Here is a 2,315-nt window from a genome sequence, read left to right on the forward strand (position 1 = left end):
TTAGCTAATATTCCAGAAATGACCAATCAGGAATCTCTGGCTGCACTGCGGTTGCTGATTAGCATTACGCCTCCTGTTCATCATGTTAAACCGGATATGTTTCCGTCAGTAGCACTGACAAAGCTCCATCTTTGTCTTGAACAGGGACATTCATCTTCGGCTGCTTTTGCCTATGGAAGTTATGGTGTATTTCTTTGTGCTGTAATCGGAGATGTCGATACTGCTTATTACTCAATTCAAATAGCTTTAAAGCTACTAGAACAATACCAGAGTAAAGAAATCAGTTCAAAAATTTATATGATTTTTGGTGTTTTTATCTGTGCTTACAAGGAGCATGGTCGAAATACACTCACAGCTTTACGAGAAAGTATTCAGTGTGGGCTAGAAGTTGGAGATATTGAACACGCTAGCTATTCAATGATGGCTGAATGTACGCATTTATTTTTAATGGGAGAAACTCTAGATGCTGTTGAAGAAAGGCAAACAAAATATATTAATCTACTTTTAAAACTCAAACAAAAGCATTGTGTTGATTATGCCCAGGTTTGGAGGCAAGTCACCTTAAATTTACTCGGTCGATCCTCTCATCAATATTATCTGACTGGGGTTGATTTTGATGAGAAAGAAATGCTGCCGCATCTTCACAACACCCACAATCATCAGTCACTATTTACTATCTATCTTGCTAAAACAGCTATTCTTTATACCTTTGACCAGTATGAAGAGGCTGCAAGAAATGCAGAAAAAGCCACTGAATATATGGATGGAGCTTTTGGTCTACTCTTAGTTGTGGCACATAACTTTTACTACTCTTTGTCCTTACTTGCAAAGTATTCTAGCTGCGATCGCCAACAAGATCAGCAAGAATGTTGGTTAAATCAGGTAGTTAGTAACCAAAAACTCATGCACTATTGGGCTGGCTATGCTCCTGTTAATTTTCAGCACAAGTATGACTTAGTTGAGGCAGAAACAGCGCGGGTAATGGGAGACAAGCTCAAGGCGATGGAATATTACGATCACGCCATAACTCTAGCCAAAGCCAACGGCTACATCCAAGAAGAAGCACTTAGCAACGAATTAGCAGCCAAATTTTATCTCGGCTGGGATAAAGAAAAAGTTGCCCAAGCATATATGCAAGAAGCATACTACTGCTACGCTCGTTGGGGCGCAAAAGCTAAAATAGAAGACCTAGAAAAACGCTATCCCCAGCTACTCCAACCCATCCTGCAACAGCAACGAATCAACCTCAACCCTTCAGAAACTATTGCTTTTCGTGGGACTTCCTCTTCCACTTGCACTTCTAGCGCTGGCAGCACCAGTATTTCTGATGCACTAGATTTTACCTCTGTCCTCAAAGCCGCTCAAGCTATCTCCAGTTCTCTGGAATTAGATCAACTTGTTGCCAGCCTCACCCGCATTATCCAGGAAAACTCTGGCGCGAAAAAAGCTGCACTAATTCTTCCTCAAGAAGATACTTGGCAAGTTAGGGCAATTACCTCAAATTCCCAAATTGGTATTCAAACCATTCTTGAACCACAATCACTAGACAATTGTCAAGATATTCCCGTAAATATTATCAATTATGTCAAAAATACCAAGCAAACAGTTGTTATAGACAATTGCACAACACATATTATTGGGTTAATTGGGGAATATATGCACTCCTCACAACCCCAGAGTGTATTATGTACTCCGATTATTAATCAAGGGCGTTTGGTGGGGATTCTTTATCTAGAAAATCGACTGACGCAAGGGGTATTTACTAGCGATCGCCTTTCTATTATAAATTTCCTCTGCACTCAAGCTGCAATTTCTTTGGAAAATGCCCAATTATATAATCATCTCCAAGAGAGAGGAAAGTTCTTAAATAGTATTTACGAAGGTGTTGGCTGTCTCATTTTTGTGGTCGATATCCGAGATAATGGTAGGCTTGAGTACACAGGATGGAGTAAATCGTGCGAACTAGCGGTTGATATACCTGCTTCCCAAGTGCTGGGTAAAACTCCACAAGAATTACATGGTGATGAAGGTGCAGTAGTATATCAAAATTATCTGCATTGTTTCCAAACCGGAATACCCGTCACCTATGAAGAATGTCTAACATTTAATTACCAGAAAAATTGGTGGTTAACCTCACTCAGTCCATTAAAAGATGAGACGGGTAAAGTTTATCGCGTAGTTGGGACAACTATTAATATTAGCGATCGCAAACAAGCTGAAGAAGGGGTAATAGAAAAATCTCAAGCGCTTGGAACAGCCTTAGCAGATTTACAACAAGCACAATTACAAATTGTTCAGAGTGAGAAAATGTCAGC

The 2,315-nt window shown here is 40.0% G+C and carries 1 protein-coding gene; it reads left to right on the forward strand.

The window, feature by feature from the left end; all coding sequences use genetic code 11:
- The coding region (locus VE944_RS03370) for a GAF domain-containing protein (RefSeq protein WP_324972259.1) at nt 1-2,315 on the forward strand (2,315 nt) is incomplete at both ends.

This window comes from Nostoc sp. (assembly GCF_035638895.1).
Lineage (GTDB): Bacteria > Cyanobacteriota > Cyanobacteriia > Cyanobacteriales > Nostocaceae > Nostoc.